The following is a 23705-nucleotide window of genomic DNA, read 5'->3' as shown; positions in this document are numbered from 1 at the left end:
ACATGATGAACGCTTCGGTTTTCGTATTCGGCACCGATCTGGTGCATGAGGGCACCCCTGAGGTGCTCGACGCCCTGCAGGACCGGGCGGGGGCGACGGATGTCGTCTTCTCGGCCACCTACCATGACGCCCGCGACGTGTTTCCCCACAACCCGCGCTACCGCGTCTACCGCCACGAGGGCGACATCGCCTGGTTCCACGCCCGGCGCGACCTCTACGACGCGGGCTTCGCCCCCAAGCTGGCCGAGGCCGCAGAGGGCGTGGATGTGCTGGACGGGCTGTGCGGCGCGGCGCGGGAACGGGGCATGACCGTCAGCGCCTGGACGATCTTCCTGCACAACTCGCGGCTGGCCGCTGCCCAGCCCGACTGCGCCACGCGCAATGTCTATGGCGATGCCTATCTGTCGGACCTCTGCCCCGCCAACCCCGACGTCCGACGCTACTGCCGCGCGCTGGCCGGCGACATCGCGCGCTACCCGGTCGACCGGCTTCTGGCCGAAAGCCTGCACTACCGCACGCTGGAGCATGGCGAGCACCACGAACGCTACCTGATCGCCCTGCCGGGCTGGGCGCGGGCGCTGATGTCGCTGTGCTTCTGCCCGCATTGCCGGGCGGTCGGCGAGAGGGCGGGCGTCAACACCGATTCCCTTGCGGATCATATCCGCCACGCACTGGCGCCGGTCTGGCAGGGCCAGCCGCCCGTCACCCCCGCGCTGAGCGAGAGCGCTGCCGAGGCCCTGGCGCGCTTCGGGCAGGCGCGCCGCGCCGTGGTCACCTCGCTGGTGGCCGAGGTGAAGGCGGCGCTGGAGCCCTCGGGCGTCGCACTGTCCTTCATCGACCACGGCGGTGCGATGGCCCATGTGCTGCCGGGCGTGTCGGCCGAAGACGACCTGATCGCCGTCGCCGGAGATCTGCTGGGCATCGATCCCGCGGCGGTGGCCGCGGAATGCGACGAATATGTCGTGCTGGGCTACACCGGCAGCCCCGAGCGGCTGGCGGCGCAGCTGCGCCGCTACCGCGAGGCTTTGGGCGCGGACACGCGGCTCGCTGTCGCGTTGCGGCCGCTGGCGGTCGATTGCGACGGCCCCGACAACCTGCGCGCCAAGGTCGGAGTCGCCCGCGCGGCGGGCGCCGCCAGCCTCGCCTTCTACCACTACGCCATGATGCCGCTGGACCGCCTCGACTGGATCGGCAGCGCGCTCGCAAAGGGAGAATGACCATGAAGATCCTTGTCACCGGCGCCTCGGGGCATGTCGCCCTGATGGGCCTGGCCGGGCTGGCCGGGCGACACGACCTGCGCCTGACCGACATGCGCGCGCCAGAAACGCTGCCGCAGGGCGCTGAGTTCCGGCCCTGCGACCTGGTGGGGGCCAGCGACGACGCCCTGCGGGACCTTTTCAGCGGCATCGACGTGGTGGTGCACAGCGCCTATCTCCACTCCTCGGCGCAGGCCGATGTCTATTGCCTCGAACCTCCGCAAATCGATCGTTTCGATGTCGAGCTGAAAAACATCCAGCTCGCCCAGCGGATCTACCGCCAGGCATTCGACGCGGGGGTGCGGCGGGTGGTGATGGTTTCCTCCAACCACGCAGCCGACTGGCATGAGCACGCCCAGGTCCACACCCGTCAGCGCGAGTTGGTCTCGCCCGGCGACTACCCGCTGTCGGACAATTTCTACGGTTGGGCCAAGGCGTCCTACGAATTGCTCGGCTTCCCCTATGCCTGCGGCACCTTCGGCCGCAGGATGGAGGTGGTCAGCCTGCGCATCGGCTCGCCCTACCCGATCGACGCGACACGTTACGCGCCCGGCGCGGAGCCGGCACGGACATCGCTGCCCAAGCTGACCGGCGTGGCCGGGTTCAAGCGCGCGCTCGGCGCCTATCTCAGCCCCCGCGACTGCGCCGAGCTGTTCCGCGCCGCGGCCGAGGCTCCGACGATCGAGGGAGAGGGCGGCGTGCCCTGGCTGGTCGCCTATGGCATCTCCGACAACACCCGCGCCTTCTGGTCGCTCGACACCGGGCGCAACAAGCTGGGCTATGCACCGATGGACGATTCCGAGATCGTCTACGCCGAGGACATCGCGCGCCTGCTTGTCGCCGGACAGCAACCCGGCCGGCTTGGCTGAGTGGCCCTTTCGCCACCGGATCGATTCCCGCCGGGGCAGGCGCCCGCGAAATCAGGGGACATTGCCCCCGCGCCCGGGGTGCGTGAAGCGCTCCGGCGTGAACAGCAAGGGAAACGCGGGGCCGGATAGCCCCGTTCCGAAGCAAGGCGCGTTCACATGCCGCCGCATCCCCGGTTGATATAAGTCAATTCATCCACTCCACACTTCGCCTAGTCTCGACCCGGGCCGGCTGCCCGAGTCGCGCCTGTCCGGGGCCCCTGCCCGGTTTTGAAACGGAGACACAGCCATGCGGATCGCAGCCATTTCTTCTGCCGTCAGCGGCGAAACCGACCGTCTTCTGACCGAAACGGCGCAATGGCTGCTCGACCAGCGGCGGATCCCGGTGGGGGTGGTCCGCGCGGCCAACGGGCGCGCCGGCTCCCACCCCTGCGACATGGACCTTCAGGTGCTGCCCGACGGCCCCGAAATCGCGATCACGCAGGATCTGGGGCCCGGCTCCCGCGGTTGCCGTCTGGACGCCGGGGCGCTGGAGCGCGCGGTCTTCGAAGTCGAGGCGCGACTGGCCGCCCCGGCCGACATCTTCCTCCTCAACAAATTCGGCCAGCACGAAGCCGACGGCCACGGCTTCCGCGACGCAATCGGCATCGCGCTGGAGCGCGGGCTGCCGGTGCTGCTGGGCGTCGGGCGCCACAATGCCGAGGATTTCAACGCCTTCGCCGGCGGGCTGGCCGACGTCTTGCCGCCGGAACAGGGCGCGATCCGGGCCTGGTGCATGGCGGCGATGGCGGCGCTCGTCGCCTGAGCGCCGCGCCCGCTTCACGTCAGAACCGCAGGAATTCCAGCCGCTCCCCCGCCCCGGCGCCGACCATGTCGGCCGGCAGCACGGCCAGCCCGTCCGCCGCCGCCAGCAGCGCCACGCGCGCCGAGTAGGAGGTGCTGAGCAGTTCAAGCCTCTCGTCACCCGTCTCGGGACAGCGGATCAGCCGGGCGGGGCGGAATTCCTGACGTCCCGGCTTGCGCCGGACCGGATGGGCCAGCGGCAGGACCATGCGCGGCAGGCCCGACCGGGCGAGCCCCGCGCGCCGGCACAGCACCGGCCAGCCCAGCACCTGCCAGGTCACGAAGGCCGAAACCGGGTTGCCCGGCAGGCCCACATAGATCGCCTGCCCCAACTGCCCCAGCGTGACCGGCTTGCCCGGTTTCATGGCGATCCGCATGGCGTGGATGTCGCCGCCCAGATCGCGCAGCAGGCGCGGCATGTGGTCGGCGTCGCCGACGGAGATGCCGCCGGTGGTGACGATCATGTCCGCGTCCCGCGCGGCGCCTTGCAGGCTTTCGGCCAGCGCGACCGGGTCGTCGGCCACCCGGCCCAGATCCCGCAGCGCGATCCAGGGCCGGTCCAGCGCGGCGCGCAGCATGTAGCGGTTGGAGTTCCATATCTGGCCGGGCGCCAGCGGCTCTCCGGGCTCGCGCAGCTCGCTGCCGGTGGCAAAGATCGCCACCCGCAGCCTGCGTCGCAGCGCCACGGCGCCAGCGCCGATGGCGGCCAGCGCGGCGGCCTCGCGCGGGCCGATCTCGACCCCGGCGGGCAGGATCTCGGCGCCTTCCCGCAGGTCCTCGCCGCGGCGGCGGATATTCTCGCCCGGCGCGGGGCGGTGGTCGAAACATATGCTGCCGCCGGCACGGCGCACCTTTTCCTGCATGATCACTGCATCGGCCGCCGCGGGCACCGGCGCGCCGGTCAGGATGCGCAGCGCCGCGCCGGGCGGCAGATCCTCCCGCGGCGCGTCGCCGGCGGCGATCGCGCCGGCCACGGGCAGGGTCCAGGGCCCCTCTCCCGTCAGGTCGGCCAGCCGCAGCGCGTAGCCATCCATCCCGGAATTGTCGAAGGGCGGAAGCGGCACGGGCGCGCGGGCGGGCGAGGCGGTGATCCGGCCCAGCGCCGCCGAAAGCGGCAGCGTCTCGGTCCCGGTCACCGGATCGGCCAGGGCCAGACCGCGGCGCAAAGCCTCGTCCAGGGGCATCAGGCCGGCGGCGGCGGCGTCGCAATCGCAGCCTGCGGCGTGACGGCGGGGCTGAACGGTCATGCGAAACCCTCCAGCTGCGCGGCTTCCCTGGAGATTGTGCAATCGAGATTGCGCAGCAGCCCGTCCCTCAGCCCGTAGATCAGCCCGTGCACCTTGACCGGATCGCCGCGGCGCCAGGCGTCGCGCAGGATCGGGGTCTCGGCCACCCGCGCCACCCCCTCGATCACGTTCAGCTCGGACAGGCGGTCGCGGCGGGTCTCGACGTCCTCGATGACGGACAGCTGATCGGCATAGCGCCGGGCAAGGCGCCGGATCGGCTCAAGCCAGTGGTCGGCCAGGCCGTGCGGCATGTCCTCGGTCGCGGCGCGCACGCCGCCGCATCCGTAATGGCCGCAGACGATGATCTCGCGGATGTTCAGCGCCTCGACCGCGAATTCCAGCGCGCTGAGCATGTTCATGTCGGAGGAATGGATCACGTTGGCGACGTTGCGATGGACGAAGACCTCACCTGGGTCCAGCCCGGCGATCACGTTGGCCGGCACGCGGCTGTCGGAACAGCCGATCCAGAAGAATTCGGGCGTCTGGCGCGTGGCCAGCCGGGCGAAATAGCCGGGTTCCTTGGCGTGGCGCTCGGCGGACCAGGCCACATTCCCGCGCAGCAGATCATTGAGCATCGTTGTCCTCTCTGGTCATGTCGATCCCGCGGCGCGCGCCCATGCGCAGCCGCAGGCTGATCAGGTCGTCCGGGGTCAGGCGCGCCCGCGCCAGGGGCAGGATGACGGCATTCTCGAGCTTCATGTGACGGCTGTTCGCGTCGGCGAAGCCGTGCAACGCGGACGGGTCGGGCAGCGCGCCCCCGGCAATCACCGCCTGCAACCCCTCGACGACGGCCTCCTCCAGCCGGGCGATCTCGTCATGCTCGGCTTCCAGCCGTTGGAGGAAACCGTCGAGATCGTCCTCGGGCAGAGCGCGCCGACGCAGGAGCGGGAACAGATCGGCGTCCTCGTCCAGCATGTGCAGGGGAAGTTCCCCCTCGATTCGCGCCAGCAGGTCGCGGGCGAGCGCCGGATCGGGCCGGTCGGCATCGGCCAGCGCCCTGAGGTCCTCGGCCAGCCCCCGCTGGCGCTGGTGATCGGCCGCCAGCGCATCGAGCGGATTGGCATGACGGCGCATATCGATGCCGTCGTCCCCGCCGTCGCCGGCAGGCGCGCTCTGCGGGGGGCTCGGCGCGGTCACGACACCCCCTCCTCAGACGATGGGGGCGGCCGGGTCGATCCCGGTCACCTCGGCGCGCGCGATCATGTCGGCCACGAACCGCTGCGCGGCCTGCGACCAGGCCGCCTTGGCCAGAGCCTCGGTGATCTCGGCGCGCACGGCCTCGAAGGGCCGGACCGCGCCCTTCGCGCAGGCATCCATGCGCAGGACATGCAGGCCATAGCGGGTCTCCACCGGCTCGGCGCGGATTTCGCCCTCGGCCAGACCGGCGAAGGCGGCCTCGAATTCGGGCACCGTGTCGCCCGGGCCGATCTGGCCCAGCTGCCCGCGGGCGTCGCGCGAGGGACAGGCGCTTTCCTCCGCGGCGATCCGGCCGAAGGCGCGTGGCTCCCGCGCCAGACGCTCCAGCGTGGCCGCCGCCTGCGCGCGCGCCGCGGCGCGGGCCGCGGCATCGTCGGGGGCCGCCGCGTAGAGGATATGCGAGACCTGCCAAAGGTCGGGCGCGCGGAACCGTTCGGGGGCCGCGTCATAGGTGGCACGGATCCGGTCGTCCGAAACCGGCTCGGGCACGATGCACTCTTCCGTCACGGCGCGGATGAGGGCCTCCTCTTCGGTCTCGAACCGGCCCGGGGCCAATTCGCGCGGGGTCGCGGCCAGCCCCAGTCGGGCGGCCTGTTGCAGCATCAGCTCGCGGATGACCAGGGCGCGCGCCGCGCGGCGCCAGGCGAGGCCCGGCTTGCCGGCCGGCGCGGCGTGGTTCTGCGCCTCCGCCGCGATCGCGGCGGAGGACAGCGGAACACCGTTGACGGTGACGTCTGGGAACAGGGCCGTCATCGCCTCACTCCGCCGGCTTGACGCGGGTCGCGTCGCGCTCGGGCAGCGGCTCCTGCCGGCGCGAGCGCACAATCTGGTAGCCCGGCCGCGTGAAATAACGCAGCGGCACCGACAGCATGTGCACCAGCCGCGTGAAGGGGAACACGAGGAAGATCGTCAGCCCCAGGAACAGGTGCATCTTGAACAGCCAGTGCACATCCGCGATGTAGCTGGCCGCCTGCCCGTCGAAGGTCCAGATGCCCTGCGCCCAGGCCATGAACTTGGTCATCTCGTACCCGTCGAGATGCTGCAGCGAGACGAAGATCGTGCCCACCCCCAGCACCAGCTGCGCCAACAGCATCGCCAGGATCGCGATATCGGCGAAGCTGGAGGTCTGGCGGATGCGCGGATCGGTCCAGCGGCGGTGGAACAGGATCCCCCCCCCGACCAGCGCCATGACACCGGCAATGCCCCCGGCGATCACGGCCAGCAGCTGCTTGGCGCCGTGGCTGATGCCCAGCGCGTCGAAGACCTGGATCGGGGTCAGCAGGCCGATCAGGTGACCGAAGAAGATGACCAGAACGCCGACATGGAACAGCACCGACCCCAGGATCAGCTGCTTGCGGCGCAACAGCTGCGAGGACGAGGTCTTCCAGGTGAACGGGTCGCGCTCATAGCGCGCGATCGAGCCGAGGATGGCCACCGAAAGCGCGATGTAGGGGTAAATCCCGAACAGGAAATTGTGCATCAGAGCCTCCATCACTCTGCCGCGGCCGGCCGGGCCGGCGCGGGCGTCAGGGGTGTATCCATGCGCGCGAGCATGTCGCGCACCTGCGGGCAGCCGGCATTCGGGTCGGGGCCGAAGGTGACCTCGGCCTCCTCCCAGACGGCGTCGAGCTGCTCCAGGTCGTTGGGATCGTCATCGGGCTGGGCCAGCATCTCGGCCACGCTGTCGCCGTCGGCCGTGGCGCCCGAGAGCTGCACCAGCGCCGCGAAGACCGGCGCATATGGGCTCTCGCGGCGTTCCAGCCGCCGGCGCAGGACCTCAAGGATATGCGCCGCGTCCGACAGGATCTCGCGCGCCTCGCCCAGCGGGCGTTGCGACAGGAACTCCAGCAACACCGGCAGGTGATCGGGCAGTTCCTCTGTCACCGGTTCGAACCCTCCGGCGCGGTAAGTCTCCAGCAGATCCAGCATCGCCCCGCCGCGGTCGCGGCTTTCGCCGTGGACATGTTCGAACAGGTTCAGCGACAGCGAACGGGAGCGGTCGAACAGCGTCACGAACCGCTCCTGCAGATCGTAGATATCCGCCATCTCGATATCCTTGAGCAGCGGTTCGAGCGCGGCGAGGGCCTCGTCGGGGATGAGCCCCTCCGAGGCCAGCACGCCCCGGATCTCGCTGACCGCGGTCTGCAGGTCCGGGCCGGGATAGGTCAGCAGCGCCGACAGGGCCTTGAGTGTCACGGTCATCAGAACGCCTCCGAAGGCAGGGTGAATTTCTTCTTCTTGCCGCCGAAGAGCGTCCCCTCCGAGACGCCCGTCGAACAGCCGTTGCCGTCGGTGAAACCGCAGCCGCCGCGGATATCCATCGCCTCTTCGGCCAGTTCGCGGTGGGTGGTTGGGATCACGAAACGGTCCTCGTAATCCGCAAGGGCCATGATCTTGTACATGTCCTCGATCACCCGGCCCGACAGGCCCACCCTGGCGGCGATGGCCTCGTCGATGACGCCATCCACGGTCTTGGCGCGCATGTAGGCGCGCATGGCCAGCATCCGCTCCAGTGCCTGGGCCACCGGCTTCTCGTCGCCGGCGGTCAGCATGTTGGCGAGGTATTTCAGCGGGATGCGCAGGTTGCGCACATCCGGCATCTCGCCGTCATGGCCCAGCCGGCCCGCCTCGGCGGCGTTCTGGATCGGGCTGAGCGGCGGGATATACCACACCATCGGCAGCGTCCGGTATTCCGGGTGCAGCGGAAAGGCGACCTTCCACTCCATCGCCATCTTCCAGACCGGCGAGTTCTGCGCCGCCTCGATCCATTCGGCCGGCACGCCATCGGCCAGCGCCATGTCCCGGACCACCGGATCGTGGGGGTCGAGGAACACGTCAAGCTGCGCGTCGTAGAGGTCGGTGGTGCGCTCGGCGCTGGCCGCCTTCTCGATCGCGTCGGCGTCATAGAGCACCACGCCGAGATAGCGGATGCGCCCCACGCAGGTTTCCGAACAGACCGTCGGCATGCCGGATTCGATCCGAGGATAGCAGAAGGTGCATTTCTCGGACTTGCCGGTGTCCCAGTTGTAATAGACCTTCTTGTAGGGGCAGCCGGAGACGCACATCCGCCAGCCGCGGCACTTCTCCTGGTCGATCAGGACCACGCCGTCCTCTTCGCGCTTGTAGATCGCGCCCGAGGGGCAGGACGCCGCGCAGGTCGGGTTCAGGCAGTGCTCGCAGAGCCGGGGGAGATACATCATGAAGGTGTTCTCGTATTCCCCGTAGATCTCCTTCTGCACGCCCTCGAAGTTGTAGTCCTGGCTGCGCTTGGCGAACTCGCCGCCCAGGATCTCCTCCCAGTTCGGGCCCCACTCGATCTTCTCGATCCGCTCTCCGGTGATCTTGGAATAGGGGCGCGCGGTCGGGAAGGCCTTCATCTCGGGGGCCGATTTGAGGTGATCGTGGTCGAAATCGAACGGCTCGTAATAATCGTCGATCTCGGGCAGCGAGGGGTTGCCGAAGATGTTGGCCAGGATGCGCCACTTGGCGCCCTGCTTGGGCTGGATATGGCCCCGGGAATTGCGCTCCCAGCCGCCCTTCCAGCGGTTCTGGTTCTCCCAGTCCTTGGGATAGCCGATGCCCGGCTTGGTCTCGACGTTGTTGAACCAGGCGTATTCGACGCCGTCGCGCGAGGTCCAGACGTTCTTGCAGGTGACGGAACAGGTGTGGCACCCGATGCATTTGTCGAGGTTCAGCACCATGCCGATCTGTGCGCGTACTCTCATTCCGCTGCCTCCTGGGTTGCGGGCTGGTCAAGCCAGTCGATTTTCTGCATCCGGCGGACGATGACGAATTCGTCCCGGTTCGACCCGACCGTGCCGTAGTAGTTGAAGCCATAGGCCAACTGGGCATAGCCGCCGATCATGTGAGTGGGTTTCAGCGTGGCGCGGGTGACCGAGTTGTGGATGCCCCCGCGCAGGCCGGTCTTTTCGGAGCCCGGCGTGTTCACGATCTTTTCCTGCGCATGATACATGAAGATCGTGCCTTCCTTCATGCGCTGCGACACCACGGCCCGCGCGGTCAGCGCGCCGTTGACGTTGTAGGCCTCGACCCAGTCGTTGTCCTCGATCCCGGCCTTCCGGGCGTCAGCCTCGGAGAGCCAGACCACCGGCCCGCCGCGGTTCAGCGTGAGCATGTGGAGGTTGTCCGAATAGGTCGAATGGATGCCCCATTTCTGGTGCGGCGTGATGAAGTTCAGCACCACATGCTTGCTGTCGGCATCCGTGTTCACGGCCGCGGTGACGGTCTTCAGATCGACCGGAGGGCGATATTGGCACAGCGCCTCGCCAAACGCGCGCATCCACAGGTGATCCTGATAGAGTTGCTGGCGGCCGGTCACGGTGCGCCAGGGGATCAGCTCATGCACATTGGTGTAGCCGGCGTTGTAGCAGACCTCCTCGCTTTCGATGCCCGACCAGGTGGGCGAGCTGATGATCTTGCGCGGCTGCGCGGCGATATCGTGGAAGCGGATCTTGGTGTGCTCCTGCCCCTCGGCCAGATGCGCGTGCTGGCGGCCGGTGGGTTTCTCCAGCGCGTGCCATGCCTTGACCGCCACCTGGCCGTTGGTCTCGGGCGCCAGCATCATGATGACCTCGGTGGCGTCGATGTCGGTGACGATCTTCGGGCAGCCCTTGGCCGGTCCGTCCGCCCAGGTGCCGTTGAGTTGGCGCAGTTCCTCGATCTCGTGCTTGGTGTCCCAGCCGATGCCCTTGCCGCCATTGCCGAGCTTGTCCATCAGCGGTCCCACGGCCACGAAGCGGTCGTAGAGCGCGGGATAATCGCGTTCGACCGCAATGTAGTTCGGCGCGGTCTTGCCCGGGATCAGGTCGCATTCGCCCTTCTTCCAGTCCTTCACCTCGGGCTGGGCCAGCTCGCCCGCCGTGTCGTGCAGGATCGGCGCCTGGACGATATCGGTCTCCTTGCCGAGGATCTCGGGGGCGACCTCCTGGAACTTCTTCGCGATGGCCTTGAAGATTTCCCAGTCTGACTTGGACTCATAGGCCGGGTCCACCGCCGCCTGCAGCGGGTGAATGAACGGGTGCATGTCTGAGGTGTTGAGGTCGTTCTTCTCATACCACGAGGCGGTGGGCAGAACGACATCGGCATAGACCGCCGTGGTGGACATGCGGAAGTCGATGCAGACCAGCAGGTCCAGCTTGCCCTGCGGCGCCTGGTCGTGCCAGACGGCCTCCTTCGGCTTGGCGCGGCCTTCCTCGCCCAGATCCTTGCCGAGGATGCCGTGATCGGTGCCCAGCAGGTGCTTGAGGAAATACTCGTGCCCCTTGCCCGAGGAGCCCAGCAGGTTCGACCGCCACACAAAGAGGTTGCGCGGCCAGTTCTCGGGCGCGTCGGGGTCCTCGCAGGACATCTGCAGCTCTCCCGACTTCAGCTTCTCGGCGACATAGACCGGGATGTCCTTGCCCTCGGCCTTGGCCGCCTTCGCGACCTCCAGCGGGTTGGTCTTGAGCTGCGGCGCCGAGGGCAGCCAGCCCATGCGTTCGGCGCGGATGTTGTAGTCGATCAGCGACACGTCCCAGTCGCCCTCAGGCGCGGTCGGCGACAGGATCTCCTGCGCCGAGAGCGTCTCGTAGCGCCACTGGTCTGTATGGGCATACCACGCGCTGGTCGAGTTCATGTGCCGCGGCGGGCGCCCCCAGTCCAGCGCGAAGGCCAGCGGCGTCCAGCCGGTCTGCGGGCGCAGCTTCTCCTGGCCGACATAGTGGCTCCAGCCGCCGCCCGACTGGCCCACGCAGCCGCACATCACCAGCATGTTGATGATGCCGCGGTAGTTCATGTCCATGTGATACCAGTGGTTCAGGCCGGCGCCGAGGATGACCATCGACTTGCCGTGGGTCTTCTCGGCGTTCAGCGCGAACTCGCGCGCGACGGTGATGATCTTGTCGGCGGAGACGCCGGTGATCTTCTCGGCCCATTTCGGGGTGTAGGGCATGTCGTCGTCGTAGGACCGCGTCACCCAGTCGCCGCCCACACCCCGGTCGAGCCCGTAATTGGCGCAGAACAGGTCGAAGACGGTGGCGACATAGACCTCCTCGCCATCGGCCAGCGTCAGCTTGCGCGCCGGGATGTTGCGGGTCAGCACCTCGGGGTGTTCGCATTTGACGAAGTTCGCGGTGGCCGCGCCGCCGAAATAGGGGAAATCGACGCCCACCACCTCGTCGTGGTGCTCTTCCATGATCTGGCTCAGGCGCAGCTTGACCTCGGTCTTTCCGGCGCGCTCTTCGAGGTTCCACTTGCCCTCCTCGCCCCAGCGGAACCCGATCGAGCCGTTGGGGACGACCGGCTTACCGGTGGTCTCGTCATAGGCGACGGTCTTCCATTCGGGGTTGTTGCTCTCGCCGAGCTTGTCGGAGAAGTCATCCGCGCGCAGCATGCGCCCCGGCACCAGCCGGCCGCCCTTCTCGTCGAGGCGGACGAGCATGGGCATGTCGCTGTATTTGCGCGCGTAATCCTCGAAATACTCGGCCTGACGGTCGAGGTGGAACTCGCGCAGGATGACATGGCCCATGGCCATGGCCAGCGCGCTGTCGGTGCCCTGCTTGGGGTTCAGCCAGATGTCGCCGAATTTCGAGGCTTCGGAATAGTCCGGGCAGATCACCGCCGACTTGGTGCCGCGATAGCGCGCCTCGGTGTAGAAATGCGCGTCAGGGGTCCGCGTCTGCGGCACGTTCGAGCCCCAGATCAGCAGGAAGCCGGCGTTGTACCAATCCGCCGATTCCGGCACGTCGGTCTGCTCGCCCCAGGTCTGCGGACTGGCCGGCGGCAGATCGCAATACCAGTCGTAGAAGGACATCACCGTGCCGCCCAGCAGCGACAGGTAGCGCGCGCCGGCCGCGTAGGAGACCATCGACATCGCCGGGATCGGAGAGAAGCCGAAAACCCGGTCGGGGCCGTATCTCCTGGCCGTGTAGGCGTTCGCCGCCGCGGTGATCTCGGTCGCCTCATCCCAGCTGGCGCGCACGAAGCCGCCCTTGCCCCGGATTTTCGTGTATTCGGCGCGCAGGATCGGGTCGCTCTGGATCGCGGTCCAGGCCTCGATCGGCGACTTGGCCTTGCGCATCTCGCGCCACATCTTCAGCAGCCGGCCGCGCACCAGCGGGTGCTTCACCCGGTTGGCCGAATAAAGATACCAGCTGTAGGACGCGCCGCGCGCGCAGCCGCGCGGCTCGTGGTTGGGCAGGCCCGGGCGGGTGCGGGGATAGTCGGTCTGCTGGGTCTCCCAGGTGACGATCCCCGACTTGACGTAGATCTTCCAGCTGCATGATCCGGTGCAGTTCACCCCGTGGGTGGAGCGCACCACTTTGTCGTGGCGCCAGCGGTTGCGATAGGTGTCTTCCCAGCCGCGGTCTTCCTTGGTGACCTGGCCCCAGCCGTCGGAATACTGTTCCAGCTCCTTGGGCTTGAGGAAGTTCAGTCTGTCGAGAAGGTGGCTCATCTCGTGCCTCCAATGATGCGAATTGGGGCGGCGGCCGTGCGACCGCCACCCGTTAAACCGTGGCGATCAGGGGTTCTGGATGTAGGCGTTCGGCCGCAGGTAGAACCACCAGTTGATCACGATGCAGAGCAGGTAGAAGACCGCGAAGCCGTAGAGCGCGTATTGCGGGGAGCCGGCGCTCATCTGCTCGCCGAAGACCTTGGGGATGATGAAGGCGCCGTAGGCCGCCACCGCCGAGGTCCAGCCCAGCACCGGTCCGGCCTGCTCCTTGTCGAAGGCCACGGCGATGGTGCGGAAGGTCGAGCCATTGCCGATGCCGGTGGCCGCGAACAGGATCAGGAACAGCCCCAGGAAGGGCAGGAAATACTGCTCCGGTGTGGCCGAACCGTAGGCCTTCTGGATGAAATAGGCGACGCCCAGCGCGGAGACGACCATCACATAGGAGATCCACTGCGTCACACGGGCTCCGCCCAGCTTGTCGGCCAACATGCCGCCCACCGGGCGGATCAGCGCGCCGATGAACGGGCCCATCCAGGCATACATCAGCGCCGAGGGGCCGTTGGCGTTGACCGTGGTGTGGGTCAGCACCCCGTCCACTTCGACATGCTGGAAGCCGAACACCACCTTGATCGTCAGCGCCAGCGCCGCCGAGAAGCCGATGAAGCTGCCGAAGGTCATGGTGTAGATGACGGTCATCGCCCAGGTGTGCTTGTTGCCGAAGATCCGGTACTGGCGGGTCAGGTTCTGGCCGACCTGGCCGGGCAGGATCTTGAGCAGGCCCACGGTCAGCGCGATCACGACCGGCAGGGCGATCCATTTCGACACGTTGAAGCCCGAGCCGCCCACGTCCGCCGGCAGCATCAGCCACAGGCCGAAGGCCGCGGTCACGAAGCCGATCAGCAGCATCACCGAGATGATCGAGAAGGCGCCGATCGGGCCGGGGATGTCGGGCGAGACATGCGGATCTCGGATGTTGTTCATGCCAAACCAGCCGGCGAAGGCAAGCGGCACCAGGAACAGCAGCCAGACGAAGCCCGCGTTGTGGATATAGGTCTCGGAGCCTGCGGGGATCTTGCCGATCAGCGTGCCCGAGGTGTTGACCAGGATCATCGGCTCGCCGCCGAACAAGGCGAAGGTCATTACCAGCGGGATCAGGATCTGCATCGTGGTCACGCCGAAATTGCCCAGCCCCGCGTTCATCCCCAACGCGTAGCCCTGGATCTTCTTGGGAAAGAAGAAGCTGATGTTGGACATCGAGCTGGCGAAGTTGCCGCCGCCGATCCCCGACAGGAAGGCCAGCACCTGGAACACCCACAGCGGGGTCTCGGGATCGCGCAGCGCGAAGCCGGTGCCGGCGGCCGGGATCATCAGCAGCGCGGTGGTGAAGAAGATCGTGTTCCGCCCGCCCGCGATGCGGATGAAGAAGGTTGAGGGGATGCGCAGCGTCGCACCCGTCAGGCCCGAGATGGCCGTCAGGGTAAACAACTGGGCGTTTTCAAAGGGAAAGCCCAGGTTGAGCATCTGCACGGTGATGATCCCCCAATACACCCACACGGCGAAGCCGCACAGAAGCGACGGGATCGAAATCCACAAGTTGCGGTTGGCGATCGCCTTGCCCTTTGACGCCCAGAAGGCCTCGTCATCGGGGTTCCAGTTTCTCAGGTCTTGTCCCACGACACTCTCCGTCTTTCTGGGATTGCATGGCGGGGGACAGGCGCGCGCTGCCCGCCCCCCGGTGTCATTGTCATTGCGCCGGGCGCCCGGCGGCAGAGGCGGCCTCTGCCTCGGGCCGGCCGCTTGCGGGGGCGGCCAGCGGCTTGTCGGGAACGTCCGACAGGAAGCGCTCCTCCTCGAGGCCCGGGTGGCGGCGGCGCTCCATCCGGCGGATGGCGACGTGCATCCACACGGTCATGATCGCGACCAGCACGAAGGTCAGCATGAAGGGCGCGGTCCACACTCCCGTCAGGTCAAGCAGCGCGCCGAAGGCGATGGGCAGGAAGAACCCGCCCAGGCCGCCGATCATGCCCACGAGCCCGCCGACCGAGCCGACGTGATACGGGTAGTAGACCGGGATGTGCTTGTAGACGGCCGCCTTGCCGAGGCTCATCACGAAGCCCAGCACCACGGTCAGCGCGACGAAGACACCGACCGAGATGCCGAAGTCGAAGGTGATCGGCCCGGTGATGCCGGCGACGGTGTAGCTGGTCTCGGGGTAGCTGAGGATGAACAGGATAACGAGCGAGACGATGAAGGTCAGATACATCACGAAACGCGCGCCCCAGCGGTCCGACATCCAGCCGCCCAGCGCCCGGAACACCGAGCCCGGCAGCGAGTAGAGACCCGCAAAGACGCCCGCGGTGGTCAGTTCCAGCCCATAGGCGCCGACGTAGTAGCGCGGCAGGAACGAGGCAAAGGCGACGAAACCGCCAAAGACGAAGAAGTAATAGGTGGCGAAACGCCAGACCTGGATGTTCTTCAGCGGCGCCAGCTGATCCGCGGTCGAGACAGGCCCCTCGCCGGTGCGCTTGCGCGCCTCGTGCACGGGGTCGTTCTTGGCCAGCAGGTAGAACAGCACCGCGGTGGCGGCCAGCACGATGGCGTAGATGCGCGCGGTGCCTTCCCAGCCGACCGCGACCACGAGGAAGGGCGCGGCGAAGTTGGTCACCGCGGCGCCCACGTTGCCGGCGCCGAAAATGCCCAGGGCGGTGCCCTGATGTTCCTTGTCGAACCAGCGCGAGGTGTAGGCGATGCCGATGATGAAGGACCCGCCCGCCAGGCCCAGCCCCAGCGCCGCAAGCAGGAAGACCGGATAGCTGCTGACCGAGGTCAGCAGCCAGACGCAGACCGCCGTGGTCAGCATCTGCAGCGGGAACATCAGGCGCCCGCCGAACTGCTCGGTCCACACGCCGAGGAAGATCCGGCTGACCGACCCGGTCAGGACCGGCGTCGCGACCAGAAGGCCAAACTGGCTTTCCGAGAGACCCAGCTCGCCTTTGATCTTCACCCCGATGATGGAGAAGATCGTCCACACGGCGAAACACACCGTGAAGGCGAAGGTGCTGAGGCCCAGCGCGCGATACTGATCGCCGCGTGTCACCCCTGCGAGTGTATTCATGACAAGTCCTCCTGGCTGCGCACGGCTGGCAGGCCCGCCGCTTCGATTTCCGGGCACCAGAACGTGCCCCTGAGTCCAAGGGCTTGATCGAGATCAAGAAACGGCGTGTGGAGGGGCGAAATAAGTTCTGCTAAGCTGTAGATCATGTGCCGCACGCTTGACCCTCAAGCGATGACCAGTAATACGCCACGTCAGCAATTGACAAATATCAAACGGCCGGCCCACCTATGCCGCGAACCGACACAGGGGCTTCGAGGGAATGAAGGAAAAGGATTTCGAGGGAATCAGGTCGCTGCCCCTGTTCCACGAGATGGAGGAGGAAAATTTTCAGGAACTGATGCGGGTTGCCTATTTCCAGACCTTCCCGCCCCAGATCGAACTGATTTCCGAGGGCGAGCCCAGCGACTTCCTGCACATCGTCGCCGACGGCATGGTCGAGCTGTTCTCGAACTGGAACAACCGCGAAACCACGATGGCGATCGTGCGCCCGGTCGGAACCTTCATCCTGGCCGCCACGGTGCGCGATGCGCCCTACCTGATGTCGGCCCGCACGCTGGAAAAGTCGCGCATCGTCCTGCTGCCCTCGCAGGATGTGCGCGCCGTGTTCGACAAGGACAACGCCTTTGCCCGCGCCGTGGTCACCGAGCTTGCCGCCTGCTACCGCAGCGTGATCAAGGCCAGCAAGAACCTCAAGCTGCGGACCTCGACCGAGCGGCTGGCCAATTACATGCTGCGCCGGCAGGAACTCGCGGGCGGCGCCCCCAGCTTCGAGCTGCCCATCGAGAAGCGCAAGATCGCCTCGCAACTGGGCATGACACCCGAGAACCTGTCGCGCGCGCTGCGCACGCTGGGCGAATACGGGCTGGAGATCGACGGGCTGAAGGTCACGATCGCGGACCGCGATGATCTCACCCGTTTTGCCAAGCCCACCCCGCTGATCGACGATCCCGGCACCTGACGCCGCAAGGCGGCTGGCGTGGCCGGACGCCGATCAGCCGGGCGGGCAACGTCCGGGTGACCTGCCACCGGGCCTAGCCCCATCAGGAAGCGTGTCCGCCCCGGCGAAGGGGCGGGCGGATCAGAACCCCACCTTGTCGGCCCCCTTCAGTTCGAGGATTTCGCGCGCCTCATCGGCCGTGGCAAGCACCAGCCCGAGCCCCTCGATGATCTGCCGCGCCTTGGCCACCTGTTCGGCGTTGCTACGGGCCAATTGCCCGGGGCCCACCCAGAGCGAATCCTCAAGCCCCACGCGCACATGCCCGCCCATGGCGGCGGCCATGGCGGCGATGGGCATCTGGTTGCGCCCCGCCCCCAGCACAGACCAGCGGTATTGATCGCCGAAAAGCCGGTCTGCCGTGCGCTTCATGTGCATTACATCCTCGGGATGCGCGCCGATCCCGCCCATGAGGCCAAAGACCGTCTGGATGAAGAGCGGCGCCTTCACCAGCCCCGCGTCGAAGAAGTGCTTGAGGTTATAGAGGTGCGAGGTGTCGTAGCATTCGAACTCGAACTTCGTTCCGAGCGGCCCGAGCGTCGTCAGGATGTGTTCCACCTGTCCGAAGCTGTTGGAGAAGATGATGTTCTTGTTGCTGATGTAATCCCGCTCCCACTGGTGCTTGAGGTTCGGAAACCGTTTCAGCATCGGGAAGAGGCCGAAGTTCATGCTCCCCATGTTGAGCGAGGCGACCTCGGGCCGGTGCGTTTCGGCGGGGCGGATGCGTTCCTCGATGGTCATGGTGGGGGCGCCGCCGGTGGTGATGTTCACCACGCAGTTCGAGGCCTGTTTGATGACCTTGAGAAAAGGCGTGAAGGCCTCGGGCGTCTGGTCCGGGCGGCCGTCCTGGGGATCGCGGGCGTGCAGGTGGACGATCGCCGCCCCGGCCTCGGCGGCGCCTATGGCGGCCTCGGCGATTTCGGACGGTGTCACGGGCAGGTGCTCGGACATCGACGGCGTGTGGATCGCGCCCGTGACGGCGCAGGAGATGATCACCTTGCGGGGTTTGGCCATGTTGGTCTCCTTGGGTTAGCTTTGTTCGGACGCGAGGTGGCGGCGCAGCGCGGCAAGGCGCCCATCGCGCCGGTCCTGTCGCGCGCGGATGCTTTCGGGGCTGCGGTCCTGCGGCCATGCGGCGGCGATCTTCTCGGCATTCTCGATGGAAAAGACCTCGGGACTCGCGGGGTCCTGGGCGAGGCGGGCGTAGAAGCCGCCGTAGCGCGTGGCGTAATCGACGATGCCGCCCGGAGCGTTGAGGTCGATGGTCTCGATCGGCCCCATCAGCGCCCAGCGGAGCCCCAGCCCGTCCTTGATCGTGGCATCCAGACCCTCGACCGAGACGACGCCCTCGCCCAGAAGCCGCAGCGCCTCGGCCAGCAGCGCGCCCTGCAGACGGTTCAGGACGAAGCCGTCGCGTTCGGCGGTCATGCGCACCGGCACCTGGCCCATCCGCGCATAGATCGCCTCGGCGCGGTCCAGCGTTTCGGTCGCGGTCCAGGGGGCGGGGCAGAGTTCCACCACCGGGATGAGATGCGGCGGATTGGCCGGGTGGCAGACGAGACAGCGCTCCCGGTGCGTCAGCCCCTCGGTGAAGCGCGAGGCGACGATGGCGGACGTGGACGAGGCGATGATCGCCTCAGGCGCGGTGGCGGCGTCGAGCCGGGCGAAGAGATCCTGCTTGAACTCGATCCGCTCGGGGGCGTTCTCCTGAACGAAGCTCGCGCCCGCGGCCGCCTCTTCCAGGGTCGGGCATGTGCGAATGCGCGCGAGCGTGCCGTTGCGGTCCGTGAGCAGCTTCTCCGCAACGAGCGTGTCGCAGAGCGTGGCAATGTCACCGGCAAAGCGGTCGAGAACGCCCGGGTCGGCGTCCCAGACCTGCACCTGATATCCGGCGCGGGCGAAAAGCGCGCTCCAGGAGCGGCCGATGAGGCCCGCCCCGATGATGGCAACCGTATCCGTCATGATGGTCCTTTCTCAGAGCCAGAGCACCTTGCGGCGCAGGTCGATGTCGGTGGCCAGCGCCGCGGAGGCCCCCTCGTGGATGATGCTGCCCCGCTCCAGCGCCACGGTCCGGTCCGAAAGCGTCAGCGCGAGGTCGAGATTGTGGTCTACGATGATGATCGAGACTTCCTTCCGCAGCTGGTCGAAGGTCTCGAAGAGTTGCTCGACCACCGCCGGCGACAACCCCTCGAAGGGTTCGTCGAGCAGCAACACCCGGGTGTCGCCCGACAGCGCGCGCGCCACGGCGGCCATCTGCTGCTCGCCGCCCGAAAGGTAGTCGGCGGGTGTGTCGAGACGCTCCTTGAGGCGCGGGAAGTAGGAGAAGATGCGGTCTTCCGTCCAGTGCACCCCGTGGCCGGTCTGGCGCTGGATGCGGCCGAGTTCCAGGTTCTCCTGCACCGACATGCCCGCAAACAGTCTGCGCCCCTGCGGCACATAGGATATCCCGGCGCGGGCCATCGCGGCAGAGGGCAGGCCGGAAATGATCTCGCCGTCGAGCCGGATTTCGCCGCTGCCCACCGGCGCGATGCCGATGAGGGATTTGAGCAGCGTCGATTTGCCCGCGCCGTTGCGGCCGAGCAGCGCGAGGATCTCGCCCTGCCGCAGATCGAAGCTCACGTCGTTGAGGATATGGCTCTTGCCGTAGCTCACGTTCACCTTGTCGAGCGACAGCAGCACCTTGTCCTGCACCGCGCTCACCCGCGGCCGCGCGGCCACGACAGAGGTGCCGGAGCCGATATAGACCTCCTGCACCCGCCCGTCCGAGCGCGCCTGCTCCACCGCGCCGTCAAGCAGCACCTCACCCTCGTTCATCACGGTCACCTGGTCGGCGAGTTCGAAGACCCGGTCGATGTCATGTTCCACCAGCAGCACGGGGATATCGGCCGACAGCGCCTTGAGCAGGCGCCCGATGCGTTCGCGCTCGGCGACCGACAGGCCCGCCAGCGGCTCGTCGGCGAGAAGGATTCGCGGGTGGTTTCCAAGCGCCAGCCCTAGGTCCAGCAGCCGCTGCCCACCATAGGAGAGCGAGGCGGCCTCGGCCTCTTCCATCCCGGCGAGGCCCGCGTAATCCATGATCTCGGCGGTGCGGGCGTTGACCTCCTCCAGCCTCCGGGCCCGGATGAGCGGGTTCATGCGCTGGGGGGCGCCTGCCTGAACGGCCAGCCGGATGTTCTCCTGCACCGTGAGCGAGGGGAAGAGGTTGGTGATCTGGAAGCTCCGCCCGATCCCGGCCTCGGATATCTCCTCGGGCGTGCGGCCCGAAAGCGGCTGGCCGCCCAGCGTCACCTCGCCCGCGTCGGGCTTGTAGAGACCGGAGAGCAGGTTGAAGGCCGTGGTCTTGCCCGCGCCATTGGGCCCGATCAGCGCATGCAGCGTTCGGTCGCGGACCGAGATGCTGACATCCTCCACCGCCTTGAGCCCGCCGAAGTGCTTGGAGATGCCCTTGGCCACCAGCAGCGGCCCGTCCACATGGTCGGTCGGTTTCAGGAAGCCGGGCAGAGGATGCACCCCGGCCTTGCGGTCCGCCATGGCGGCGCCGGTCTCGGCGGGCGGGTGGAAATGCCGCCTGATCTGGCCGGGCAGGCCGATCAGCCCGTCGCGCGCGTAGAGCACGAAGATCACGAAGACCAGGCCGAACCAGAACAGCCAGTTCTCGGAATAGATCGACAGGTATTCCCGGAAGAGGATGTAGAAAAGCGCCCCGAGGGCGGGGCCGAGGAAGCTGCGCATGCCGCCAATGACGACCATGGCCAGCAACTCGCCGGAGAAGACGACCGACATGGGCTCGGCCGAGGTCATGCGGTTCTTGTAGAGCAGCAGGACGCCCGCCAACGCCGTGATCGTGGCCGAGAGCACGAAGGCGGCAAGCTTGTAGCGATCGACCTTGTAGCCCAGGAACCGCGCGCGCTGCTCGTTCTCGCGGATCGCAAGCAGCACGGTGCCGAGCGGCGAATTGTTGAACCGCCAGAGCAGGACCAGCACGGCAAAGGCGATGGCCGCGACCAGCCAGTAATAGGGCTGGGACATCTCGAAATCGAGACCCAGGAAGGACGGCCGCTCGATGCCTCCCAACCCGTTCTCGCCGCCCGTCACCTCCGTCCAGCGGAAAGCGACGGTGAAGCCGAGCGCCGACAGCGCCAGCGTCATCAGCGAGAAATAGACGCCGCGGCGGCGCAGGATCAGCGCGCCGAAGATCGCGGCAAGAACCGCCGTGGCAGCGACCGCCAGCAGCAGCGGCACGAGGAACGCGCCCCCCATGGCGAGCGAGGTCAGCCCCGCGATATAGGCGCCAAGGCCGAACCAGGCGCCGTGCCCGAAACTCACGAGCCCGGTGCGCCCGGCGAGGATGTTGAGCCCCATGCAGGCGAGGCCATAGACCACGACTTCGGTCGCAGAGGTATAGGTGAGGCCTGCCGCGAGGATCAGGAAGGGCAGCGCGATCAGCGCGGCGCCCGCGACAAGAAGCGGATGGATACGGATCATTGGACTCACTCGAAGCGGAGGATGCGTTCGCCCAGAAGGCCCCGGGGGCGCAGCAGCAGGACGACGAACATCAGCAGGAAGATGGCAGCGGTGGACCAGGACGACAGGCCGATGGCGACAAGCACACCCTTGGTGAGCCCCACGAGGACAGCGGCAATGATGACCCCCCAGAAGGAGCCCAGCCCCCCGATCACCACCACGACGAAGGCGAGCGTGATGATCTCGGCCCCCATGGCGGGGTGGATGGTGTAGATCGGCGAGAGCAGCACCCCCGCAAGCCCGGCAAGCCCGATGCCGATGCCCGCGACGATGGAGAGATAGGGGCGCAGCGAGATGCCCAGGGCACCGACGATTTCGGGGCTCTGCACCCCGGCGCGCACGATGCGGCCAAAGGAGGTGCGGTTCAGCAGCAGCCAGAGCCCGGCCACGGCAACCGCGGCCACGGCAATCAGGAAGATGCGGTAGCGCGAATAGATGAAGTCGCCCAGAAACACCTGGCCCCGCAGGATGTCGGGAATGTTGTAGCTCTGAGGCGACGCGCCGAAGACCCATCGCAGCCCCTGCTCGATCACCATGGCAATCCCGAATGTCAGAAGCAGGGAATAAAGCGGGTCTATCCGGTAGAAGCGGGTGAAGAGCGTCCGTTCCGTGACCATGCCCAGCCCCGCCACGATCAGCGGCACCGCGACCAGCGCACCGAAATAACCGACGTAGGGCGTGATCAAGAGTGCCAGATAGGCGCCGATGGCAAAGAACGCCCCATGCGCGAGGTTGATGATCCCGCCCAGCGAAAAGATCAGCGACAGCCCAAGCGCGATGAGCAGGTAATAGGTGCCGTCCAGAAGCCCGTTCAGGACCTGCGCGATGAAAAGCCCCAGCATGGCGGCGCAAAGCCTCCCCGTGTCTTGTCTTTGGAATGGTCGGGGCAGAGGGCGCCATGGCCCGCTGCCCCGGGGATGTTCACAACGAGCAGGTCCCGCCCGTGACGCTGTGCGCCAGCCGCTCCAGCGGCTCGTCGGAGCCGGGCAGAGGGTCGGATGTGGTGAAGATATCCCACTGGTTCTTCACCTCGCCTGCGGGCAGCGCGGTGATGGCGAAGATCTCCTGGATGAGCTGGTGATCCGAGGGGCGGAAATAGCCCTTGCGGTTCTTCATCAGGTCGAACTGCGCCTCCGGGCTCTCCAGATAGGCGACCAGCGCGTCGCCGGAGGCGTCGCCCGCCTCGGCCACGGCCTTGGCCATGATGAGACCGGCGTTGTAGTCGCCCCAGGCCTGGTTTTCCGGCGGCTTGCCATAGGCGTCGGTGAAGGCCCTGACGAAGGCCTGCGAGGCGTCGTTCGGCACCAGATGGTTCCAGACGTTGGGCCAGGTGCCGCGGAAGTTCTGCGCCCCCGCCGCCCAGGCCGACACCGTGTCGAAGCCGAAGCCGCCAAGCGTGAAGTCGAGGCCGAACTCTCCGTATTGCTTGAAGAAGTTGGTGATCTGCGTCCCCGCAAGGTTCAGCGCCACCACGTCAGGCTGGGCCTGGCGGATCTTGAGCAGGTAGGACGAGAAGTCCGTGGCGTCGGTCGGCACCAGATCCTCGCCCACGAGCTCGCCGCCATTGGTGTCGAGGAAAGCCTTGGCGGCCGCGAGCAGGTCGTGACCAAAGGCGTAGTCCGCCGTCAACGTATACCACTTCTTGCCGTCGACCATGCCTCCGCTGCGGAAGAATTCGCCCTCGGCGTTCACATACATCGAGTTTTGCGTTTCGACATGGAACATGTAGCGGTTGCAGTCCTGCCCGCGCAGGCTGTCCGAGTTGCCCCCGGTGTTGACGAAGCACTTGTTGTAGCGCGCCGCCACCTGGCTGATCGTCAGGCATGAGGCAGAGGAGATCTCGCCGATGATCATGTCGACCTGATCGCGCTCGAACATCCGTTCGGCCTTGGTCGAGGCCGTCTGCGGGTTGACGCTGTCCTCCATGACAAGCTCGATCTGACGGCCGCCGGCGCCACCGTTGGCGTTCAGTTGCTCCACCGCCAGCTTGATGCCCATCTGCGCATATTCGCCGAGCGGCCCGAGAAAGCCGGTGGTGGGCGTCAGGTGGCCGATTTTCAGCGGTGCGTTTTGCGCCCGCAGATAGGCCGGGGCCGCCACGCCAAGCGCCAGGCCGGCCGCGCCGTTCCGCAGGAATCGCCTGCGGGTCGTGTTGGTGATTGTCATGGTTC

The 23705-nt window shown here is 67.2% G+C and carries 19 protein-coding genes; 4 read left to right on the top strand and 15 right to left on the bottom strand.

Annotation, left to right across the window (positions count from 1 at the left end):
* Nucleotides 1-5: 5 nt before the first annotated feature.
* From KCI33_RS15485 to KCI33_RS15475, 3 genes are all read left to right on the top strand, one after another.
* Nucleotides 6-1217, top strand: coding sequence for a hypothetical protein (locus tag KCI33_RS15485; RefSeq protein WP_212525713.1), 1212 nt, complete (start codon nucleotides 6-8; stop codon nucleotides 1215-1217).
* Between the two features lie 2 nt (nucleotides 1218-1219).
* Nucleotides 1220-2125 carry an NAD(P)-dependent oxidoreductase gene (locus tag KCI33_RS15480; RefSeq protein WP_212525712.1) on the top strand — a complete coding sequence of 302 codons (906 nt, stop codon included), beginning with the start codon at nucleotides 1220-1222 and terminating at the stop codon, nucleotides 2123-2125.
* A gap of 286 nt (nucleotides 2126-2411) precedes the next feature.
* On the top strand, nucleotides 2412-2927 hold the full coding sequence (locus KCI33_RS15475) for a DUF2478 domain-containing protein (protein ID WP_212525711.1): 516 nt from the start codon (nucleotides 2412-2414) through the stop codon (nucleotides 2925-2927).
* 19 nt (nucleotides 2928-2946) lie between these two features.
* Here KCI33_RS15475 and glp read toward each other — a convergent pair whose 3' ends face one another.
* The 10 genes from glp to KCI33_RS15425 form a co-directional block, all read right to left on the bottom strand.
* A complete protein-coding gene (gene glp / locus KCI33_RS15470; protein WP_212525710.1) occupies nucleotides 2947-4212 on the bottom strand; it encodes a gephyrin-like molybdotransferase Glp in 1266 nt (421 codons plus the stop codon).
* Nucleotides 4209-4826, bottom strand: a complete 618-nt coding sequence (locus tag KCI33_RS15465) for a carbonic anhydrase (RefSeq protein WP_212525709.1) — start codon at nucleotides 4824-4826, stop codon at nucleotides 4209-4211. Before KCI33_RS15465 ends, glp begins: the two co-directional genes overlap by 4 nt.
* Complete coding sequence (locus tag KCI33_RS15460) at nucleotides 4816-5388, bottom strand: hemerythrin domain-containing protein (protein WP_212525708.1); 573 nt, start codon at nucleotides 5386-5388, stop codon at nucleotides 4816-4818. Before KCI33_RS15460 ends, KCI33_RS15465 begins: the two co-directional genes overlap by 11 nt.
* A 12-nt stretch (nucleotides 5389-5400) precedes the next feature.
* Nucleotides 5401-6201, bottom strand: a complete 801-nt coding sequence (locus KCI33_RS15455; RefSeq protein ID WP_212525707.1) for a peptidylprolyl isomerase — start codon at nucleotides 6199-6201, stop codon at nucleotides 5401-5403.
* Between the two features lie 4 nt (nucleotides 6202-6205).
* Complete coding sequence (gene narI / locus KCI33_RS15450) at nucleotides 6206-6928, bottom strand: respiratory nitrate reductase subunit gamma (RefSeq protein WP_212525706.1); 723 nt, start codon at nucleotides 6926-6928, stop codon at nucleotides 6206-6208.
* Between the two features lie 11 nt (nucleotides 6929-6939).
* Nucleotides 6940-7650, bottom strand: a complete 711-nt coding sequence (narJ, locus tag KCI33_RS15445) for a nitrate reductase molybdenum cofactor assembly chaperone (RefSeq protein WP_212525705.1) — start codon at nucleotides 7648-7650, stop codon at nucleotides 6940-6942.
* Nucleotides 7650-9173, bottom strand: coding sequence for a nitrate reductase subunit beta (gene narH, locus KCI33_RS15440; protein ID WP_212525704.1), 1524 nt, complete (start codon nucleotides 9171-9173; stop codon nucleotides 7650-7652). Before narH ends, narJ begins: the two co-directional genes overlap by 1 nt.
* Nucleotides 9170-12901, bottom strand: coding sequence for a nitrate reductase subunit alpha (locus tag KCI33_RS15435; RefSeq protein ID WP_212525703.1), 3732 nt, complete (start codon nucleotides 12899-12901; stop codon nucleotides 9170-9172). Before KCI33_RS15435 ends, narH begins: the two co-directional genes overlap by 4 nt.
* A 66-nt stretch (nucleotides 12902-12967) precedes the next feature.
* Nucleotides 12968-14575, bottom strand: coding sequence for an antiporter (locus KCI33_RS15430; protein WP_212525702.1), 1608 nt, complete (start codon nucleotides 14573-14575; stop codon nucleotides 12968-12970).
* 70 nt (nucleotides 14576-14645) lie between these two features.
* Nucleotides 14646-16016 (bottom strand): nitrate/nitrite transporter, encoded by a 1371-nt coding sequence (locus KCI33_RS15425; RefSeq protein WP_212525701.1) that lies wholly within the window; start codon nucleotides 16014-16016, stop codon nucleotides 14646-14648.
* A 259-nt stretch (nucleotides 16017-16275) separates the two neighbouring features.
* On the opposite strand from KCI33_RS15425, the gene KCI33_RS15420 reads away from it, so the two are divergent.
* Nucleotides 16276-16974 (top strand): cyclic nucleotide-binding domain-containing protein, encoded by a 699-nt coding sequence (locus tag KCI33_RS15420; RefSeq protein WP_212525700.1) that lies wholly within the window; start codon nucleotides 16276-16278, stop codon nucleotides 16972-16974.
* A 120-nt stretch (nucleotides 16975-17094) separates the two neighbouring features.
* Here KCI33_RS15420 and KCI33_RS15415 read toward each other — a convergent pair whose 3' ends face one another.
* The 5 genes from KCI33_RS15415 to KCI33_RS15395 form a co-directional block, all read right to left on the bottom strand.
* Entirely contained in the window at nucleotides 17095-18024 is a 930-nt protein-coding gene (locus tag KCI33_RS15415) for a 3-keto-5-aminohexanoate cleavage protein (RefSeq protein ID WP_212525699.1), read from the bottom strand.
* 15 nt (nucleotides 18025-18039) lie between these two features.
* Nucleotides 18040-18972: a 3-hydroxyacyl-CoA dehydrogenase gene (locus KCI33_RS15410; RefSeq protein WP_212525698.1), complete on the bottom strand. Its 933-nt coding sequence runs from the start codon at nucleotides 18970-18972 to the stop codon at nucleotides 18040-18042.
* A 12-nt stretch (nucleotides 18973-18984) separates the two neighbouring features.
* Nucleotides 18985-21495: a branched-chain amino acid ABC transporter ATP-binding protein/permease gene (locus tag KCI33_RS15405; RefSeq protein WP_212525697.1), complete on the bottom strand. Its 2511-nt coding sequence runs from the start codon at nucleotides 21493-21495 to the stop codon at nucleotides 18985-18987.
* Nucleotides 21496-21500: 5 nt separating this feature from the next.
* Nucleotides 21501-22376 (bottom strand): branched-chain amino acid ABC transporter permease, encoded by an 876-nt coding sequence (locus KCI33_RS15400; RefSeq protein WP_212525696.1) that lies wholly within the window; start codon nucleotides 22374-22376, stop codon nucleotides 21501-21503.
* 79 nt (nucleotides 22377-22455) lie between these two features.
* Nucleotides 22456-23700, bottom strand: coding sequence for an ABC transporter substrate-binding protein (locus KCI33_RS15395; protein WP_212525695.1), 1245 nt, complete (start codon nucleotides 23698-23700; stop codon nucleotides 22456-22458).
* Between the last annotated feature and the right edge of the window lie 5 nt (nucleotides 23701-23705).

It is taken from the genome of Actibacterium sp. MT2.3-13A (assembly GCF_018139985.1).
Lineage (GTDB): Bacteria > Pseudomonadota > Alphaproteobacteria > Rhodobacterales > Rhodobacteraceae > JAGSOU01.
Note: the sequence above shows the minus strand (reverse complement) of the source record. Positions and strands in the feature narration are given on the sequence as shown.

Excerpts from the sequence above, each read along its gene's own strand:
- KCI33_RS15485 (WP_212525713.1), top strand. The coding sequence starts at position 6 with ATGAACGCTTCGGTTTTCGTATTCGGCACCGATCTGGTGCATGAGGGC.
- KCI33_RS15480 (WP_212525712.1), top strand. The coding sequence starts at position 1,220 with ATGAAGATCCTTGTCACCGGCGCCTCGGGGCATGTCGCCCTGATGGGC.
- KCI33_RS15475 (WP_212525711.1), top strand. The coding sequence starts at position 2,412 with ATGCGGATCGCAGCCATTTCTTCTGCCGTCAGCGGCGAAACCGACCGT.
- glp (WP_212525710.1), bottom strand. The coding sequence starts at position 4,212 with ATGACCGTTCAGCCCCGCCGTCACGCCGCAGGCTGCGATTGCGACGCC.
- KCI33_RS15465 (WP_212525709.1), bottom strand. The coding sequence starts at position 4,826 with ATGCTCAATGATCTGCTGCGCGGGAATGTGGCCTGGTCCGCCGAGCGC.
- KCI33_RS15455 (WP_212525707.1), bottom strand. The coding sequence starts at position 6,201 with ATGACGGCCCTGTTCCCAGACGTCACCGTCAACGGTGTTCCGCTGTCC.
- narI (WP_212525706.1), bottom strand. The coding sequence starts at position 6,928 with ATGCACAATTTCCTGTTCGGGATTTACCCCTACATCGCGCTTTCGGTG.
- narJ (WP_212525705.1), bottom strand. The coding sequence starts at position 7,650 with ATGACCGTGACACTCAAGGCCCTGTCGGCGCTGCTGACCTATCCCGGC.
- narH (WP_212525704.1), bottom strand. The coding sequence starts at position 9,173 with ATGAGAGTACGCGCACAGATCGGCATGGTGCTGAACCTCGACAAATGC.
- KCI33_RS15435 (WP_212525703.1), bottom strand. The coding sequence starts at position 12,901 with ATGAGCCACCTTCTCGACAGACTGAACTTCCTCAAGCCCAAGGAGCTG.
- KCI33_RS15425 (WP_212525701.1), bottom strand. The coding sequence starts at position 16,016 with ATGAATACACTCGCAGGGGTGACACGCGGCGATCAGTATCGCGCGCTG.
- KCI33_RS15420 (WP_212525700.1), top strand. The coding sequence starts at position 16,276 with ATGAAGGAAAAGGATTTCGAGGGAATCAGGTCGCTGCCCCTGTTCCAC.
- KCI33_RS15415 (WP_212525699.1), bottom strand. The coding sequence starts at position 18,024 with ATGGCCAAACCCCGCAAGGTGATCATCTCCTGCGCCGTCACGGGCGCG.
- KCI33_RS15410 (WP_212525698.1), bottom strand. The coding sequence starts at position 18,972 with ATGACGGATACGGTTGCCATCATCGGGGCGGGCCTCATCGGCCGCTCC.
- KCI33_RS15405 (WP_212525697.1), bottom strand. The coding sequence starts at position 21,495 with ATGATCCGTATCCATCCGCTTCTTGTCGCGGGCGCCGCGCTGATCGCG.
- KCI33_RS15400 (WP_212525696.1), bottom strand. The coding sequence starts at position 22,376 with ATGCTGGGGCTTTTCATCGCGCAGGTCCTGAACGGGCTTCTGGACGGC.
- KCI33_RS15395 (WP_212525695.1), bottom strand. The coding sequence starts at position 23,700 with ATGACAATCACCAACACGACCCGCAGGCGATTCCTGCGGAACGGCGCG.